Source organism: Halomonas sp. BM-2019, assembly GCF_017584085.1.
In genome coordinates this window covers 2061086-2078597 of sequence record NZ_CP071922.1, presented here as the reverse complement: position 1 = coordinate 2078597, position 17512 = coordinate 2061086, and the positions used below count along the sequence as shown (strand labels likewise).

The window sequence follows — 17512 nt, the reverse complement described above, 5'->3', positions numbered from 1 at the left end:
AATCTCCAGTGGTTGTTCTTGATGGCGGATGGCCGGTTGTGAATGGCTGCTGTCGGTGATGGCGTGGGAGAGCGGCGTGGGTGGCTGGCTCTGCTCTGCTGGCTATGAACTGGCGACTGGGCGGCCGGGATAGTTGCCGGTAATTGTTACCGGTAACTCTGAGGGTGAGATTAGGTCCAGGAACGAAGGCTGTCAACGCAAAAGAGGCACTGCCAGGCTAGACTTTGGTAGGGGGCCTGGACAGGCCCCGCGGCCCCTCCCAGCCCCGTCAGGGGGTTAGCCTGTAGGCCCGAACACGCCCGACTGGCTTTCGGGCCCGAACACGCCCGGCTAGCTTTCGGGCCCGAACACGCCCGGCTAGCTTTCGGGCCCGAACACGCCCGACTGGCGCAGCGCCCGTCCCAGCTCGCGAAGGGTCGCCTCGGAGCGCTCGGTATCGCGCTCGCCGCGAGTGCAGGCCACCAGTACCCAGCGCCGCTCGGCGCTGCCCTCGCCGTGGGCGGCGATGCCCGCGTCGCAGCTGCGCCGATGCTGGGTGCCGGTCTTGTGGGCGAAGCGGATCTCGTGTCCCAGGCCCGCCTTGAGCCGCGCCTCGCCGCTGGTGGTGCGCGTCATGATGGTCAGCAGCTCGGCGGTGGCCGCCGGGCCCAGCGCCCGCCCTTCGCCGATGGCGGCGAGCAGTGCGCCGAAGGCGTCCAGGCGCCCGGCGTTCAGCCCGCTTGCGTAGTAGGCCGCGAAGGCGGCATCGAGGCTCGGCAGCGCCAGGTCGCTGCTTGGCACCCCCAGCCGCTCGGCCAGGGCGTCGAGGCGCGCCTCGTCCTCCTCGACCCGGCGCAAGGCGATGAAATCCATGCCGGTCAGCGCCCGGGCACCAGGATGGAGCCACCCGTAGGCCTCGCGGCGCACCTCGAGCAGGGTGGTGATGGGGCCAAGCCCGCTCCCCGACAGGCGCTCGGCGCGACGATTCACGGTGGCAAGGCCAAGCCGGGCGATCAGCAGATCGGTGGCCGTGTTGTCGCTCTCGGTCAGCATCGGTTCGAGGAGCTCGCGCAGGGTCAGGGTCGTGCCGGGCTCCGCCCAGTTGGTGGGCCCGGCGCCGTCCACGTAGTCGGACTCGCGCAGCACCAGCGTCTCGTCCAGGGAGAGCGCGCCCGCCTCGCGCCGCGCCAGCAGCTCCACGGCCACCGGCAGCTTGACCAGCGAGGCCAGGTACCAGGTCTCGTCATCGCGCCAGCCGAAGCGCTCGCCGCCCGTGCCCAGCTCCCGCACGTGAAGCCCGATCTCATCGTGGCCCTCGGCCTCCAGGGCGGCCAACTCCGCCGCGAGCGCTGGGCCCCAGGCGGGGCCGGCCAGGGCCGGACTGGCCAGCAGCAGGCCCGCGAGCCACATGGCGGCCAGCAGCGCTGCCATCGCCTGTCTCATCCGCGCGCCTCCCGAAACCAGCGGGTCAGGGCGATCCAGCCGGCGGCCCCCAGCACCAGCGCCACGCCGATGCCCAGCACCTGGGGGTAGGTGTAGACCTGCCAGGCCTCCAGCAGGTAGCGGAAGACCCCGAAGATCACCACGATATGGAAGATGAACGCCTTGAGGGCGTCGCCGCCGATCAGCGTGAGCGGCTTGAGCCAGCGCGCCGCCGCCGCTCCCCCCTGCAGGCAAAGCGCCAGGATCACCAGGGCGCCGCCCAGGCTGAACAACATGAAGGCGAGCTCCGGCGGGTGCTTGCCGACGTTGCGCGCCACCGCCATCAGGGCATCGTGGATGGTGGCCTCCGGTGCGACCAGGGCCAGTGCGAAGAAGGCCAGCAGCATCGAGGCCCCACCGCCGGCGATGGCGAGCAGCACCCGGCCACGCTGGGCCGTCCAGTAGCCGCGCAGCAGCGCCTCGCCGATCACCAGGCCCAGCAGCACCAGCGGCAGCCGCGAGAGCTGGCCCCAGGTGTAGTGGTCGGCGTCCTCCACCAGGATCGCCTTCAAGGGCTCGATGCCCCAGAAGGTGGCGTGGCGCTCCAGCCAGGCCGACGCCAGGGCGATGGCCACCGGCAGCAGCAACCGCGACCAGAGCGGCAGCCGGCACCACAGCGGCAGCACCCAGGGCAGCCAGAGCAGGGCGATGGCGTAGAAGCCGAGGATCTCGACCCAGATCGGGAAGCGCTGGTAGAGCAGGGCGTCGAGGATCTCCTCCCGCGGGAAAATGGCCATCATCTCCACCACGGTGAGCACCTTGTACCAGAAGAACACCTCGAGGCCGCGCAGCACCAGCTTGAGGCGGCGTGCCGGCCAGTCCGCCTCGCCCACCCGGGGCAGGAAGGCCACGGCCAGGGCGATGCCGAACACCAGGATGAAGAGCGAGGAGGAGAACTTGGTGAGCAGGTGGACCGGCACCAGGCCCCAGTCGGGCAACTGACGGATGCCATAGAGCCCGCTCACCGCGTGGCTGACGATCATCAGCGCGATGGCGATGCCCCGTGCCAGGTCGATCGCCGCGATGCGCCCCTCGGCCCGGGGCAGCACCGGGCGCTCGGCGAGCCGCCGCTGGATGGCCTTCCCTTGCATCTCTGGCTCTCCTTGATATCAGCCCACTAGGCTAGTCCGCGGGTGCGAGCACCTCGACACGCTCCAGGGTGAGGCGGCGCCCCTCCCCCCGGGAGAAGGCGAACTCGCCCTCCACTCGCACCCGCTCGCCCAGATGCGGGGCGATCTCGTCGTGGGGGAAGATCTCGACCCGGTTGAGATCCTCGTCCTCGATCCAGTAGTGCAGCGGCTCCTCGAAGTGGCGCACCACGCCTTCGGTCGCCACCCGGCTGCCGTCGTGGGCTTCCGGATTGCCGGCGAGTACCGCCAGGGGCACCTCGCTGGCTCGGGTGTCACCGCCGCAGCCTGCCAGGACAGCCGCCATCAGGAAGACGCCGCCTCTCAGCCCGTTCATCATGCTGCCTCCTCAGCCCCGTCGACGCATCGTTCACCTGAACAGAGTGTATCGGGAAATCGCTCGAGTTGGCGCCCTCCCGCCCTGGACGATGACCAGGATCCTGCGTGTCTCGGCGCCGAGCGTCTATCCTGAAGACAGGATGCCCGCAACGACAGGAAGGGAGGCAATCACCGATGGAGCCGGCCCCTAGGGCCGGAGGAGAGAGTGCCATGACCATGCCGATGACCCTCAGGGAGTACCTCAGATCCTGCGATATCGACTTCGAGGAGCTCCCCCACCCCCGCGAAACGACAGCCAGCCGCATCGCCGAGAAGTCCCACATCTCCGGTGACCGCATGGCCAAGGCGGTGATGCTCCACAGCGACTCCGGCTATCGCGTCGCCGTGGTGCCCAGCAGCTGCGACGCCGATCTCGAGCAGCTCTCCCGGATGATCCACGAGAAGGTCGCGCTCGCCTCCGAGCAGCAGATCCAGGAGCACTTCCGCGACTGCGACCCCGGGGCCACCACCCCGGTGGGCCAGGCCTGGGGCCTGCAGGTCTATGTGGACGACATGCTGCGGCATCAGCCGGACATCTACTTCGATGCCGGCGACCACGAGACCCTGGTGCACATGAGCGGGCGGGAGTTCGACCGCCTGATGCAGGGCAGCCCCCACGGGCGCTTCAGCCGCCACTACTGAGCCAGGCTCCTGGCCTGCTGTCTGCCGGGCCGCGATCCACGTTGATCGCGGCCCTTTCCTGACCGCACGCCGAGTGCGCTATGGTAGCGGCCAGGAGGCCGTCGCCCCTCAGGAGACCCCATGCCGAATCGCCACCCTCATGCCCTCGCCGCCCCCCTCCTCGCCCTGCTCCTCGCCGGCCTGCCCGCCGCCGCCGCGGCCGACGCCTGTCCCGCCCCCGGCCAGTGGCAGCGCGACGGCGAGGTCATCGACACCGCCGAGCTGATGGCCGAACTGGCCGAGCACCGGGTGGTGCTGCTGGGCGAAGAGCACGAACGCCTGGCCCACCATCGCTGGCAGCTCCACACCCTGGCCGGGCTGCACGCCCGCCAGCCCGAGATGGCCATCGGCCTGGAGATGCTGCCCCGCGAGGCCCAGCCGGCGCTCGACGCCTGGGTGGCCGGCGAACTCGACGAGGCGGCCTTCCTGGCCGAGAGCGACTGGCTCGGCGCCTGGGGCTACGCCCCCGAGCTCTACCTGCCGATCCTGCACTTCGCGCGAATGCATCGCCTTCCCCTGCTGGCCCTCAACGTCACCCCGGCGCTGCGCCAGCGGCTCACCACCGAGGGCTGGGAGGCGGTCCCGGCGGCGGAACGCCACGCCATCACTCCGCCGGCGCCAGCCTCGGCGGGCTACCGGGAGGCGCTGGCCGCGGTCTATGCCCAGCATCCCAGCCTTGGCGACCACGAGGCGGGCCTCGAGCGCTTCATCGACGCCCAGCTGGTGTGGGACCGGGCCATGGCCCAGGGCCTCGCCGAGGCCGCCGAGGAGACGACGCTGGTGGTGGGACTGATGGGCCAGGGCCATGTCCGCTACGGCCACGGCGTCCCTCACCAGCTCACCGATCTGGGCATCGACGACGCCAGCAGCCTGCTGCCGTGGCGCCGAGACGCCGACTGCGAGCCGCCGGCGGGGCTCGCCGATGCCCTCTTCACCCTGGGTGACGAAGCCGCCTTCGAGCCCCCCGAGCCCCAGCGCCTGGGCATCCTGATCGCCGCCGCCGAGGGCGGGGTGCGGGTGGTCCGCGTGGTGGAGGAGAGCCTGGCCGAGGCGCTGGGCCTGGCCGAGGGCGACCTGATCATCGAGGCCGCCGGTCGCCCCATGCGCCGCCCCGGCGAGCTCACCGACCTGGTGCGGCGCCAGACCCCGGGCACCCTGCTGCCCCTCACCGTGGCCCGCAATGGCGCCACCGAGGAGCTGCTGGCCCGCTTCCCGCTCCGCGACGAGGGCCGCTGAGGGCGATGTCGACGCCACGCCGCGCCCTCCTGCTGCCGGGGATGCTCGGTGTCCTGCTGGCCTCTCCCGCCTGGGGGGAGACGCCCGGCCCCGAACGGCAGCTCAGGCTTAACCTCGACCCCGCCGAACGCCGCCTCGCCGGCGAGCTGCTGCAGCCGCTCCCGCAGGGCGGGCGCTTCGCGCTGCTCGAGGGGCTCGACGTGCAGGAGGCTCGCTGCGGCGAGGAGGCGCTTAGGCTGGCGCGGGACCGCGACGGCCACTGGGACGTGCCCGCCTGCGACGCCACCCTGAGCCTGCGCTGGCAGGGGACGCTTCCCGACACGGGGCGCGGGGCGCGCCTCGCCATCGGCGAGGCCGGCACCCTGCTGCCCACCCGGAGCGGCTGGTACCCCGACCTGGTCGAAGCGGCCGGACCGCTGTCGCTGGAGATTCACACGCCGCCGGGGCAACGCGCGCTGGGCAGCGGCTCGCTGGTGGAGGAGCAGGCAGCGGCGGACGGCATCCGGGCGCGCTTCCACCACCCCCGCACCCGGGACCTGGAGGTCGCCGCGGGGCCCTGGCGGCTGCGCGAGCGCGAGGTGGACGGCGTGACCCTGCGGGTGCTCTTCCCCGAGGCCCTGGATACCGCCTTCGGCGCGACCTACCTGGAGCGGGCGGCGCACCATCTCGGCGCCTTCCAGGCGCGGCTGGGCCCCCTCCCCTTCGCCAGCTTCAGCATCGCCGCCTCGCCGGCACCGGTGGGGGTTGCCTTTCCCGGCTTCACCCTGCTCGGCGAGCGCGTGATTCCCCTGCCCTTCATCCCCGACACCTCCCTGCCCCACGAGATCATGCACGCCTGGTGGGGCGCCGGCGTCCGGGTTGACTATGCCGACGGCAACTGGGCCGAGGCGCTGACCACCTACCTGGCCGACCACGCCGTGGCCGAGGCTGCCGGCGAGGACACCGCGCTGCGCCGCGGCTGGCTGCATGACCTCGCCGCCCTGCCGGCGGCGCAGACGCCCAGCCTGCGCGAGTTTCGCGGCGGGCCCGACCCGGCCGGCCGCCTGATCGGCTACCAGCACGGCGCCCTGCTCTTCCATATGCTGCGCCAGCGGCTGGGGGATGCTGCCTTCGACTCCGCCCTGCGGGAGCTGGCCGGCGACTGGATGCACCGCACCGCAAACTGGCAGGCCCTGGAGGCCGCCTTCAGCGCGGCCGCCGGCGAGGAGCTCGCCCCCTTCTTCGCCGCCTGGCGCGACCGCCCCGGCCGCCCCGAACTCGCCCTCGAGGCGGTGGAGCTCGAGGAGGACGGCGACACCCTCTGGCTGCGCGGCGAGCTGGTGCAGCGCGGCGGGCAGGCCCCCTGGCCCCTGGCGGTGCCCCTGGCCGTGGAGACCGAGGCCGATACCCTGACCCGGGTACAGCCGATGGAGACCGAGCGCCAGCCCTTCACCCTGCCGCTGGCAGACGAGCCGCGGGCGCTGGCGGTGGACCCCGAGGCCCAGCTGCTGCGCCACCCCGGCGAGCTGCCCAGCGTGCTGCGCCGGCTGCTGGTCGACCCCGACACCCGCCTGATGGCCCTGTCGCCGGGCGCCGAGGCGCTGGCCGCCCGCGCCCTGGGGCGCCCCCTCGAGGCCCTGCCGGCCGAGGCCGCCGCGCCTCGCCTGGAGAGGGATGACACCCCGCTACTGGTGGTGGGCACCACCGAGGCGCTGGCTGAATGGCGAGAACGTGAGGGCCTCGCCGCCCCGCCGCCGCCTCGCGAAGGGCTCGAACGGGCCGGCCGAGCGCGCGTCTGGATGCATCCCGAGCGGCCCATCGGCCTGCTCAGCGGCGACGACCCGGAGGCGCTGGCGATGCTCGCCGCCCGCCTGCGCCACCACGGCCAGCGCAGCTACCTGGTGCTGGGCGCGAAGGGCGAGACCCGCGACGCCGGCACCTGGCCGGCGGGCGACAATCCGCTGCGCGTGGAACTCGAGCGATAGGCCCGGCGGGGATGGCCAGTGGCGGCTCGGCCAGGCATCATGGGCACCGTTCACTTCACCATCCCCGAGGTCAACCCAACCGATGCGAATCCTGATCCGCACCTTCTTCCGCGGCCTGCGCCTGGTGCTGGCGCCGGTCGTGCTGATCGCCGAGAAGCTCTCCACCCCCAAGGCCATCGAGCGCAGCCCCGAGGCCCAGGCCGAGGTCGAGCGCACCTGCGAAAGCCTGGCCCTCTACCAGTTCCGCACCTGCCCCTTCTGCGTCAAGGTACGCAAGGAGATCGCCCGCCTGGGGCTGCCGATCGAGGTGCGCGACGCCCAGCTCGACCTCGAGCACCGCCAGGCCCTGGCCGAGGGCGGCGGGCGCCTCAAGGTCCCCTGCCTGAAGATCACCCGGGACGACGGGCCCACCGAGTGGCTCTACGAGTCCGACGCCATCAATGCCTGGCTGCATCGTCGCTTCGGCGAGGCCAGCCCGCAGGTGAGCCCCCAGTAACGCCCTCCACGCTGGCCAGCAGGCGGTCGGCCAGCGCCCAGGCCAGCGGCGCCTCCAGGAACGGCAGGGTCAGCCGGCCATTGGCCAGATAGAGCTGCAGGGTGGCAACCCCGCGCCGGCGCTGCAGCCAGCTCTGCTGGACGCCCAGCGAAACCAGGTGGCGCAGCGGGAAGACGCTGGTGCGCTGGCTCCACAGGCCCTGGCGCACGAACAGGAAGGCCCCCTGCCGCGCCCAGCCCACCGCCTGCCAGCGCAGCTGCGCCGTCCCCGCCGCCAGCCCCAGCGAGCCGACGGCCAGCAGGGCCCAGGCCCAGGGCGGCAGGCGCTCCGGCCCCAGCAGCCAGACCAGCACCGCCAGGCCCGCGCTCAGCCCCAGCAGGGTGCGCAGGAACAGCACCCGAGGATAGACGCGACTCACCCGCTCCAGCGACGGCAGCCTGCCGCTCCCCGGCCAGAGCCCCCCGACCAGGGCCTCGCCCTCGGCCGGGGTCAGGCCCGGGACCAGGAAACGCCGCGACTCGGCGGCGTCACCGCCCAGCCCCCCGAACTGATGGCAGACCAGGTAGCCCCGCCCCAGCGCGCGGCCCAGGCCGGTCTGCACCCACTCCACCACCTGAAGGCGCGCCAGCGACAGCACCTGCTCCTGGCGATGGAAGAGGCCGCTCACCTGGACCTGCCGCTCGCCGTGGTCGCGCAGCACATAGCCGTGGAAGCGCCACCAGGCCGCCAGCACGGCCAACAGCGCCAGCACCGCCACCACGGCGACCAGGCCGAGGCCCAGCGCCGCCAGGGGGGAATCGGGCAGCCAGGCACGCAGCTCGAGATGCGGCAGGTGCTCCTGCAGCCAGCGCTCCACTGGCCGCACCAGCGGCGAGAGCATGGCGGCGATCACATAGATCGAACGGCTGGTCAGGCCATGCAGCACCAGCGCCCGGGGCGTGATGGCATAGCGCACCCGCGACCCGGGCCGGTTCGCCCCGTCGCTCCCCTCGGCCGGCGGCGCAGACGCCGCCTCCGCCCGGCCGCCCAGTTGGAGCCTTCGCCCCAGGGCATCGGCCAGCTCGCGGCGGATGCCCGGCAGCTCGATGCGCGAGGCCTCGCCGGCCAGGGTCTCCACCTGCCACTGCACCACCGCGAAGGGACGCAGATAGAGCGGCTGGTGCACGGCGATGTGCTGGACATGGCGGGCCGCCACCTTGAACTCGCGATGTTCGAAGAGCCCCTTCTGGATGACCAGCACCTCCCCGTCGAGCCGAAAGCGGAAACGACGGTAGTAGAGCAGGCTCAGCAGCGCCGCCACCAGCAGCAGCAGCGCGGCGCCCAGCCCCACCTCACGCAGTCCCACGCGCTCCACCAGCGCCAGCCCCGCCCCCGCCCCGAGCAGCAGCGGGAGGTGCTGGCGCACCAGGGAGACACCGGAGGTGACCAGCAAGAGCCCCACCGCCCAGGGCGAGAGCCGCTGCCAATGGGCCAGAGCGCGCTCGGCGCCCGCCGCGGGTTCGGGGGCCTCGCTCATGGCTCCTCCGCCGCGTGGGGAGGCGCCGGAGTCCCCTCCGCCAGCCGCGCCAGCAGATACTGCTTGACCGCCTCGGCCCGTGACGCCGGCAGGCCCTCCAGCAGCAGGTCGGCGCCGCGCCCCCCGGCGGTGAAGCAGGCCAGACGTACCAGCCCGAAGGCGCGTTCGACCGGGTTGCTCAGGGTCTCGACATGCTGCAGGCGCACCAGGGGCAGCACCTGGGTGCGTCGCACCAGCAGGCCACGGCGATAGATGAGGTCATGTTCGCGAAGGCCGTAGGCCCGGCGGCGCGCCTCGATCCAGCCCAGCGTCACCGCGATCAGGCCCAGCCCGCCCGTCGCGGCGGCGAGCCAGGGCTGCCAGTGGGCCAGCGCCTCGTCGCGTACCGGGAACACCAGCACCACCGCCGTGATCACCAGCCAGCGCACCAGCACCAGCAGGGCCTGGCAGGGCGCCAGGCGGGGCGACACCGGCGTGAGCGGTGCCGTCTCCAGCCTCGGCAGGGTCTCGGGGTCGAGGGAGGGGTTGGAAAAGAGCACGGTGTCTCCTGGGTTTCGGCGATGGTAGCGCGCCGGCAGCCTGTCCGCATCGCGGCCTGTTACTGTTGCACGAGACCCGGGGGATCCCACTGGGCAGAACGACTGATGGTCTTGCCCGTGTATACCTGAGCACCTATGTTCTGAGGTACTGCGGTTATCTTCTGGTATTGCATCCAGGTTCTCTGGTACTGCATCTGAGTTCACAGGTATTGCGTAGTTCTCTGGTGTTGCGTCGTTCTCAGGCATTGTGTAGCGCTCTGGTACTGCGTAACGACGGCCCGTGAACACGCCCGCGGAGTTCTGCGCATGGGCCAGGAAATCAGCCACCCCACCTTTACCGAAGCAGAGTTCCAGTCCTTCAGCGAGCACCTGGACGACGAGACCCGGCTGCTCGAGCAGTGGTTCCGGGACGGGACCTTTGCTCCCGACACCGGGGTGTGCGGGCTGGAACTGGAGGGCTGGCTGCTGGATCGGAACTGGCAGCCGGCGCCGGAAAACGAAAGCTTTCTGCAGGCCCTGAACGACCCCCTGGTGGTGGCGGAGTTGTCGCGCTTCAACTTCGAGATCCACACCCAGCCGCAACCGCGGCACGGCCGGATGTTTCAGCAGATTCACCGCCAGCTCTGCGCGATCTGGGGTCGCTGTGAGCGACACGGCGCACACCTGGGGCTGATTCCCCTGCAGATCGGCATCCTCCCCACGTTGAAGGACGATGTCATGACGGTGGCCAACATGTCGCCCCTGCAACGCTATCACGCCCTCAATCAGCGGGTGCTGGAAAGCCGCCGGGGCTCACCGCTGCGCATCGACATCAGCGGCGACCACGACCGACTGAATGTGATCCATCATGATGTCATGACCGAAGCGGCCACCACCTCCCTGCAGATCCATGTTCAGGTCGATGAAGCCCATGCGGTGAGGTTCTTCAACGCGGCCCAGGTGCTCGCCGCGCCCATGGTGGCAAGCTGCGCCAATTCGCCCTATCTCTTCGGCCATGAACTCTGGGAAGAAACCCGCATCCCGCTGTTCGAGCAATCGGTGTCCGTGCCGGCCTTCTGTGACCGCGAGGGACACCTGGTCGAGCGGGTGACGTTCGGCACCCACTACCTGGAGCACTCGGTCATGGAGCTATTCCGGGAGAACCGAGACGCCTTCCCCGTGCTGCTGCCCGAATTGATGCCCGGCGAGTCCCCGCGGCTGGCGCATCTCCGCCTGCACAATGGCACGATCTGGCGCTGGAACCGGCCGCTGCTCGATTTCGACGGGCAAGGGCGTCCCACCCTGCGCCTGGAACACCGAGTCACCCCGGCGGGGCCCTCACTGCCCGACGTGGTCGGTAATATCCTGTTGTTCTACGGCCTGGTTCATCACTTCGCCCAGCTCGAGGACGCCCCGGAGCATCGCCTGCCCTTCGAGCACACCCTGGCCAATTTCTATCAGGCCGCCCGGCATGGCCTGGCCGCCACGGTCTTCTGGCTGGACGGCCACGAACACGACCTCCGTCGGCTGCTGCTCGACGAGCTGCTCCCGGCCGCGGCGGACTCGTTGGCGCGACTGGGCATCGCCGCGGAGGATATCGACACCTACCTGCACGACATCGTGGCGCCACGGATTCGCAGCGGCCAGACGGGCGCCGCCTGGCAGAAGCAGTTTATCGCGCGGCACGGCGCAGACTTCCGCCATCTCACCCGCGCCTATCACCAACACCAGGCCAGTCAGCGACCCGTGCACCAATGGACTCTCTAGACCCGGCCCGCCACTCACGCCTGTGTCGGCTCGACGCCTTGCCCCGAGGCTTCCTGGACTGCCCGGTCAACCGGCTGGACACCCTGTTCGAGGGCCCCACCCTGATCCGCCTGCGCGGGGAGCGCCGGCCGCCGCTGTTTGTCTCGGTCCTGCTCCACGGCAACGAGGTGTCCGGCCTGCTCGCCGTCCAGCAGCTGCTCAAGGACTTCGAGCACCGGCGCCGCCCCCTGCCCCGTGACCTGTGGCTGTTCGTGGGCAACATCGAGGCCGCCCGATACGGCGTTCGCCGACTGCCGGGACAGCCCGACTACAATCGCATCTGGGCCGGGGGTGAGCACCCCGAATGCCGCCTGGCGGATGAGCTGCTCGACGAGCTGCGACGTCAGCCCCTCTTTGCGGCACTGGATGTCCACAACAACAGCGGCTGGAACCCCCTCTACGGCTGCGTCAACCGGCTGGAGGCACGCTACCTTCGCCTCGCCCGGCGCTTCAGCGCCGTGATGGTCTATTTCACGCAACCCCACGAGGTGCTGGGCGTGGCGCTGTCACGGCTGTGTCCCGCGGCGACCCTGGAGTGTGGCCTCTCGGGCACCGCCGAGGGTGTCAGCCGGGTGGTGCACCTGATCACCGAGCTGCTCGCCGCCCCGGCTCTCGATGCCACGCCCCCGGAGCCCGACTTCGAGCTGCTGCATACGATCGCCACGGTCAGGGTAGACGATGCCGACCGGATCGGACTCGGCTATCAGCTGGAGCGCTACGACCTGTGTTTCCCCGATGACCTGGAGGCGCTGAATTTTCGCCGGCTAGACGCGGACACCGCGATCGGCTGGCGCTCGCCAAACGCCCGCGGCCTGTGCGTGACCGACAACGACGGAAGGAATGTCACCACCCACTACCTGCGTTACCAGGGCGAGTTCATCCTGACCCGGCGCCCCTGCGTGCTGTCGATGCTGACCCGCAACATCAGCGTGATCTACCAGGACTGCCTGTGCTACATCATGGAGCCCTACCCCCTTCACCGGGACAACGCCCCGTAACCAGGGCTATCGCGGTTGGCGTTCCGTTCCCAACCTCGCTGGGCCGGAGCTATCCCGGTTGCCCCTCGCTCCCCTGCGCGACCCGACATCGCCTCAGCGGTGCAGCCAGCAGGCCGAGAAGTGGCGCTGCCGGGGTTCGAAGTCGGGCGGGTCGTCGCGGTCGCAGAGCCCCGCCATGGCATGGGGGCAGCGCGGGTGGAAGCGACAGCCGGTGGGCGGGTCGATCAGGCTCGGCGGCTCGCCGCCCGGCACCTCGCGCAGGCGGGTGGCGTTGGCGGCGTCCGGGTCGGAGAGCGCGGCCAGCAGCGCCTGGGTGTAGGGGTGCTGGGGGGCGTCGAGCAGGTCGTCCACGGGGGCGCGCTCCACCACCCTGCCGGCGTAGAGCACGAAGATGCGCTCGGCGTAGTGGCGCACCGTGGCCAGGTCGTGGGTGACGAAGGCCAGGGTCAGCCCCCGTTCGCGCTGGATGCGCCGCAACAGCTCCAGGATCTCCACCCGCACCGAGGCGTCGAGCATCGACACCGGCTCGTCGGCGATCACCAGCGCCGGCTCGAGGATCAGCGCCCGGGCGATCACCACCCGCTGCTGCTGGCCGCCGCTGAGCATATGGGGAAACTTGCCGAGGAACTCCTCCACCGGCGTCAGGCGCACCTCCTCCAGGGCCGCGTGGATCCGCCGCTCGCGCTCGGCGCGGTCGCGCACGCCATGGACGATCAGCGGCTCGGCCAGCAGGCGGCGCACATCCAGGAAGGGCGGCAGGGCGCCGAAGGGATCCTGCTGCACATAGCCCACCCGGGCCCGCCACGCCTTGAGCGCCGCGCCCTTCAGCGCGGCCAGCGACGCCCCCTCGACGCGCACCTCGCCGCGGGTCGGGCGATGCAGCCCCAGCAGGGTGCGCACCAGGGAGCTCTTGCCGCAGCCCGACTCCCCGACGAAGGCCACCGCCTCGCCGCGGGCCAGGGTGAAGCTGACGTCATCCACCGCGCGCACCGCCCCCACCCGCAGGAAGCCCCACTGGCGCAGCTCGAACCAGGTGTGCAGGCCGCGGGCCTCCACCAGGGGCGACTCAGCCATGCTCGCCTCCCCCCTTCGGCTCATGCAGCCAGCAGCGCACCCGGTGGCGCCCCTCGCCGCTGCCGCCGGCGGGCACGAAGGCCGGCGGCGGCTCGGCGCAGCGGGCGAAGCGCTCGGGGCAGCGCGCGGCGAAACGGCAGCCCCCGGGCGGGTCGAGCAGGCTCGGCGGCTGGCCGGGGATGGGCCGCGGCCGGCTGCGCTCGTGGAGCCGGGGCACGCTGGCCATCAGCAGCCGCGAATAGGGGTGGGCCGGCTCGCCGAAGAAGCGCGCCGCGCTGCACGCCTCCACCAGCTCGCCGGCATACATCAGCGCCACCCGGTCGGCCAGCTCGCTGGAGGTGGCCACGTCGTGGGTGATCAGGATGAAGCTGGTGCCCTGGTCGCGCTTGATCTCCTTCAACACGTTCATGATCGCCGCCTGGGTCAGGACGTCCAGGGCGGAGGTGGGCTCGTCGAGGATCACCAGCTCCGGCTCGGCCACCAGCGCCATGGCCAGCACCGTCCGCTGGCGCATGCCACCGGAGAGCTCGAAGGGATAGCGGGCCATGAAGTCCAGCGGCAGCCCCACCCGCTGGAACACCTCGGCGGCACGCGCAAGGGCCCGGCGCCTGGGCCAGCGCTTGAGCTCGCGCAGCGGCTCGGCCACCTGCTCGCCCACCTTGATGACGGGGTTGAGGGCATTCATGGAGGCCTGCATCACCAGTGCCAGGCGCGACCACTGCACCTCACGGCGAAAGCGCTCGTCGGGCAGCTCGCTGATCAGGGTATCGCCGAGCCACACCCGACCGCCGTGGTGGGCCAGGTTGCGCGGCAGCAGCCGCATCAGCGCCCGGGCCAGGGAGCTCTTGCCGCAGCCCGACTCGCCGAGCACCTTGCCCCAGGTGGGCAGCTCGGGGTCGCCGAGGCCGAGCACCGCCAGGGACGCCTCCAGGAACACGAAGGTGGGGATCAGGGTGACGAAGGTGGGGATCAGCACCGGCAGGATGCGCGGCAGCATGTAGCGGATGATGATGCGCCCGTTGGAGGCGCCATAGGCGAGCGCCGCCTCGATATAGGGCGCCTCGCGGATCGGCAGCAGCATGGCGCGGTAGGTCTTGATGCCGGCGCTGAAGATGCCGAGCAGCACCACCACCCCGAGCATCAGCCAGATGCTGGTGGAGTAGAGGGTGCCCACCATCACCAGGATCGGCAGGACGGGCAGGATCATGTTGACCTCGGTGAGGCGCTGGATCACCGCGTCGACCCAGCCGCGGTACCAGACCCCGACGGCGGCGATCACCAGGGTGGTCAGGGTGGTGCCCACCGCGGCGATCAGCCCGAAGGCCAGCGCCACCGGGGTGCCCCAGAGCAGCGCCAGGCCGAGGTCGCGGCGCTGGTGGTCGGTGCCGGCGATGCCGTGGACCCGCCCGTAGAGGACCAGCTCGGCGTCGAGGGTCGCCCGCTCATCGAAGACCACGGCATCGAGCACCAGGCGGTAGCGACCATTGAGCACCTCCGGCTCGGCGCGCCCCTGCTCCCCCTCGACCGAGCGAGCCAGCAGGCCGATATGCGGCACCAGGCCGCCCAGGCGCCGTTCAAGGGCGCGATCCTGGGAGATCGAGACCCGGTCCTGGCGACCGATGCGACGCCCGCCCAGGGCAATCTCGCGGCCGTCCGGGGTCTCCCAGGTGAGCCGCGCGAAGGGCGGGCGGGCATGCCCCTCGGCGCCCAGGAAGAGGTTGATCTCGCTGGGGAAGCCGCCGTAGGCATAGTCGAAGGTCAGCGGCATGCGCAGGCGACGACCGCCCGGGAAGGGGATCTCCTCCACCTCGCTGGCCTGTGCGACCACCACCTGGGTGCGCGCGGCCTGGCCGCCGCGCAGGCGGTCCACCCAGGCCGGGGCGGCATTGACCGGGTAACGCTGCCACATCTCGCCGCCCCGCCAGCGCTCCAGGGCCTCGCCGTAGGGGACGATCAGCGGCGTGGCGAGGGCCACGGCGACCAGCAGCAGGATGATCAGGCCCCCCAGCAGGGCCGAGGGGTAGCGGGCCAGCTCCCGCCAGGCATCACGGCCGCGCCCGCCGATCATGACCGTCCTCCCCTGACCCGCACCCGCGGGTCGAGCAGCGCATAGAGGATATCGAGCGCAAAGACGGTGGCCGCCAGCAGGTAGGCGAAGATCACCACGCCGCCGATGATCACCGGGGTGTCACGATGGCCGATGGCCTGGAAGAGCAGCGAGCCGAGCCCGGGCCAGTTGAACACCTGCTCGAGGATGATGGCCCCGCTCCACAGGCCGATCAGCATCAGCAGGAAGCTGGTGATGATGGGCGACAGCGTGGGGCGCAGGATATAGCGCCGCTCGATGCGCCGCGAGGAGAGCCCCTTGGCGCGGGCCATCTCCACGTAGTCCTCGCTGGCGTGGATCAGGAAGAAGGTCCGCCAGGAGTAGATGGAGACGAAGATCGACGACAGGAACATGGCCGCCACCGGCAGCAGCATATGGCGCACCAGGCTGGCCGCGTACTCGAGGCGGCTCTCCGGCGGGGGCGCGGTGACCATGCCCCCGGCGGGCAGCAGCGGGAAGAGGAAGGCCAGCAGCAGGATCAGGAAGATGCCGTAGAACCAGCCCGGCGCCGCCGAGCTCGGCGCCAGGGCGATCACGGTGCGATCCAGGGCGCTGCCGTAGCGCCGCGAGAGGTGCAGCGCGGCGAGGACCGCGGTGAAGAAGACCAGCAGGTTGGCACTGCCGAAGAGCAGCAGGGTCGCCGGCAGGCGCTCGGTGATGATGTCGCGCACCTCGCGGGAGCCGCGGTCGCTGTGCATCTGCTCGGCGCGCCCCAGGTCGAGGCTCATGGCCCGCCGCAGGTAGTCCAGGCTGCGAATCGCGAAGGGCTGATCGAGGCGCAGCCGCTCCACCTCCAGGGCCACCTGGCGCTCGACCAGGGCGTTGCGCTCCTCGCCGGGCAGGTCGAAGAAGGCGGGATCGGCGCGCACCGCCTCGGTCACCTCGCTTCTGATCTGCACCAGGCGCAGCTCATCCACCTGGCCGCCCATGTTGGCCACCACGATGGTCAGGTAGACCCCCACCAGCACGGTGACCAGCAGCGCGACGAGCCGCTTCACGGCATACAGCAGCAGGTGGCGCAGGTCGCGCAGCCGGGCGCGACGCAGCAGGGGGCGGGACGAGGCGTCGGGCGTCATGGCGGCGGCTCCTCGCCCGGGGGCGGAACGGTGGCGAACACGTGGGAGGCGAAGGAGGGCATCGCCACCCGGTGGCTGGTCACCGCCAGCTCCAGGCTGTTGGCGCCGCTGCCGAGCCCCGCCAGCGTCTCGTCATCGAGCACCACCTGCCAGACGCCGTCGCCCAGGGGGCGGGCCTGGCCACGGCGGGCCAGGGCCGCGCGGCCGTCGAACAGCAGGTAGCGCACCTCGCCGATCGCCTCCTCGGGGTAGGGTTCCCCCTCCACGGTCACCGTCAGGCGGAACTCGGCCTCCTCGCGGCCCTCGCCGCCGCCGGCGGCGAGGCCATTGCGCCGCTCGGCCTCCCCCGCCGCCACCACCAGGGGGCCGTCGAGCACCAGCTCCGGGATGGGCGCGCGGCTCAGGCCGAGCCAGCGATCGGCCGGGTCCCGGAAGCCCTCGAAGCGGCGCAGCACCACGCTGCCCTCCACCGGATGCACCGAGTGCAGCCGGTAGGGGCCGTTGCCGACCCAGAAGTGGCCGTGGCGTTCGTGCCAGGCGCCAAGCGCGGCGAAGCGAGCCGCCCGCTCGCCCGGGGCGAGCCAGCCGGCCAGGGCCTCGTCGTAGGGCAGCGTGGCCGCCTCCCTGGCCTGTTCCAGCAGGCGCGCAAGGGCCGGCAGGCTGGGCCCGGCCACCAGGCTGAGCCAGTCGACGCCGTGGCGGTCGGCCTTGTTGGAGGAGAAGGCCAGCTCGCCGCGTCGCTCGCCGAGGATCCCCAGCATCAGCACGTGCCAGGGCAGCGGGCTCGGCGCCCGGGCGGCCACCAGGCTCTCGGCATCGGGGAAGATCTGGTCGCTGTAGACCTCGATCACCAGCGGCTCGGTGGCGAGGATCCGCCAGCCACGGAAGTGGCGCCGGAAGGCCTCGAAGGTGGGCAGGTGGGCGGGATCGAAGAGCGGGCTCGCCTCGCTGGCGCGCTCGGCGTCGAGGATCCAGGGCAGCACGATGTCGGCCGGCGAGAGCGAGGAGCCATCGTGCCACTGCCGAGCGAAGAGCTCGGGCTCGTAGTGGAGGCGCACCCGGGTGCGCGCCGTA

At 71.5% G+C, this 17512-nt stretch carries 15 protein-coding genes; 6 read left to right on the top strand and 9 right to left on the bottom strand.

Features of this window, described 5'->3' with window-relative positions:
• Positions 1–357: 357 nt before the first annotated feature.
• From J5F18_RS10310 to J5F18_RS10300, 3 genes are read right to left on the bottom strand one after another with little or no spacing between them, the layout of a single operon-like run.
• Complete coding sequence (locus tag J5F18_RS10310; RefSeq protein WP_346298565.1) at positions 358–1410, bottom strand: serine hydrolase; 1053 nt, start codon at positions 1408–1410, stop codon at positions 358–360.
• A gap of 8 nt (positions 1411–1418) precedes the next feature.
• Positions 1419–2552, bottom strand: coding sequence for an OpgC domain-containing protein (gene opgC / locus J5F18_RS10305; RefSeq protein ID WP_346298564.1), 1134 nt, complete (start codon positions 2550–2552; stop codon positions 1419–1421).
• 31 nt (positions 2553–2583) lie between these two features.
• Positions 2584–2925 (bottom strand): hypothetical protein, encoded by a 342-nt coding sequence (locus J5F18_RS10300; protein WP_346298563.1) that lies wholly within the window; start codon positions 2923–2925, stop codon positions 2584–2586.
• A gap of 212 nt (positions 2926–3137) precedes the next feature.
• Here J5F18_RS10300 and J5F18_RS10295 point away from each other — a divergent pair, with 212 nt between their 5' ends.
• From J5F18_RS10295 to J5F18_RS10280, 4 genes are all read left to right on the top strand, one after another.
• Positions 3138–3608, top strand: coding sequence for a YbaK/EbsC family protein (locus J5F18_RS10295; protein WP_346298562.1), 471 nt, complete (start codon positions 3138–3140; stop codon positions 3606–3608).
• A gap of 120 nt (positions 3609–3728) precedes the next feature.
• A complete protein-coding gene (locus tag J5F18_RS10290; RefSeq protein ID WP_346298561.1) occupies positions 3729–4883 on the top strand; it encodes a ChaN family lipoprotein in 1155 nt (384 codons plus the stop codon).
• 5 nt (positions 4884–4888) lie between these two features.
• The gene (locus J5F18_RS10285; protein ID WP_346298560.1) at positions 4889–6847 is read left to right on the top strand and encodes a hypothetical protein; all 1959 of its coding nucleotides are present in this window, start codon (positions 4889–4891) and stop codon (positions 6845–6847) included.
• 82 nt (positions 6848–6929) lie between these two features.
• On the top strand, positions 6930–7343 hold the full coding sequence (locus J5F18_RS10280; protein ID WP_346298559.1) for a glutaredoxin: 414 nt from the start codon (positions 6930–6932) through the stop codon (positions 7341–7343).
• On the opposite strand, the gene J5F18_RS10275 is transcribed toward J5F18_RS10280, so the two are convergent.
• Positions 7285–8859, bottom strand: coding sequence for a PH domain-containing protein (locus tag J5F18_RS10275; RefSeq protein ID WP_346302138.1), 1575 nt, complete (start codon positions 8857–8859; stop codon positions 7285–7287). The genes J5F18_RS10280 and J5F18_RS10275 overlap by 59 nt on opposite strands.
• On the bottom strand, positions 8856–9398 hold the full coding sequence (locus tag J5F18_RS10270) for a PH domain-containing protein (protein WP_346302137.1): 543 nt from the start codon (positions 9396–9398) through the stop codon (positions 8856–8858). Before J5F18_RS10270 ends, J5F18_RS10275 begins: the two co-directional genes overlap by 4 nt.
• A 306-nt stretch (positions 9399–9704) precedes the next feature.
• Between J5F18_RS10270 and J5F18_RS10265 the strand changes: the two genes are divergently transcribed.
• Together J5F18_RS10265 and J5F18_RS10260 are read left to right on the top strand one after the other, a co-directional pair.
• Complete coding sequence (locus J5F18_RS10265) at positions 9705–11144, top strand: glutamate-cysteine ligase family protein (protein ID WP_346302136.1); 1440 nt, start codon at positions 9705–9707, stop codon at positions 11142–11144.
• Positions 11132–12181 carry a M14 family metallopeptidase gene (locus J5F18_RS10260; protein ID WP_346302135.1) on the top strand — a complete coding sequence of 350 codons (1050 nt, stop codon included), beginning with the start codon at positions 11132–11134 and terminating at the stop codon, positions 12179–12181. Before J5F18_RS10265 ends, J5F18_RS10260 begins: the two co-directional genes overlap by 13 nt.
• A gap of 93 nt (positions 12182–12274) precedes the next feature.
• Here J5F18_RS10260 and J5F18_RS10255 read toward each other — a convergent pair whose 3' ends face one another.
• The 4 genes from J5F18_RS10255 to J5F18_RS10240 form a co-directional block, all read right to left on the bottom strand.
• A complete protein-coding gene (locus tag J5F18_RS10255; RefSeq protein ID WP_346302134.1) occupies positions 12275–13255 on the bottom strand; it encodes an ABC transporter ATP-binding protein in 981 nt (326 codons plus the stop codon).
• The gene (locus tag J5F18_RS10250) at positions 13248–15323 is read right to left on the bottom strand and encodes a dipeptide/oligopeptide/nickel ABC transporter permease/ATP-binding protein (protein WP_346302133.1); all 2076 of its coding nucleotides are present in this window, start codon (positions 15321–15323) and stop codon (positions 13248–13250) included. Before J5F18_RS10250 ends, J5F18_RS10255 begins: the two co-directional genes overlap by 8 nt.
• Positions 15320–16438, bottom strand: coding sequence for an ABC transporter permease (locus J5F18_RS10245; RefSeq protein WP_346302132.1), 1119 nt, complete (start codon positions 16436–16438; stop codon positions 15320–15322). Before J5F18_RS10245 ends, J5F18_RS10250 begins: the two co-directional genes overlap by 4 nt.
• On the bottom strand, positions 16435–17512 hold a 1078-nt coding region (locus tag J5F18_RS10240; protein WP_346302131.1), incomplete at its 5' end, for a hypothetical protein. The genes J5F18_RS10240 and J5F18_RS10245, both read right to left, overlap by 4 nt.